Origin of the sequence: Comamonas sp. B-9 (assembly GCF_000410635.1) — a bacterium.
In the GTDB taxonomy this organism is placed as follows: domain Bacteria; phylum Pseudomonadota; class Gammaproteobacteria; order Burkholderiales; family Burkholderiaceae_C; genus Comamonas.
The window spans coordinates 17,608-17,962 of sequence record NZ_KE148556.1; the positions used below are offsets into that span (position 1 = coordinate 17,608).

The 355-nt window shown below is 71.0% G+C and carries 1 protein-coding gene; it reads right to left on the bottom strand.

Annotated elements, in window-relative coordinates; genetic code table 11:
- Positions 1-355, bottom strand: a 355-nt coding sequence (locus H928_RS32855; protein WP_204366301.1) for a hypothetical protein, incomplete at both ends; no start/stop codon positions are given.

Sequence of the window (355 nt, forward strand, 5' to 3'; positions counted from 1 at the left end):
GTTTGGCGCCCCAGTCGCCGCTGGCCTGCAGGCTGGCGGCATCGTTCGAGAGCACCATGTTCTTCAGCTGCCACCAGGATTTGTCCGCTTCGCGCTGGTTGACGGCCTGCACCTCCAGCCGGCCCACCGAATGCTGGCGCCAGCGCAGGTCCTCCACCACCACATCGAGCGCGGGCAACTGCCCGGGCTCCTGGCCCAGCGCGTCATCCTGGCTGGCGGCGGCCTTGCTGTCGGCGCCCTCCTGGCCCACACGCAGCTGGCTCAGCCGCGCGCGGATGGTGCCGGGGCCCTTGGCCTCCTGCTCGTACTCCAGCTGGCCATCGAGCAGGCTGGAGCTGACCTGGCTGCGCCAGCG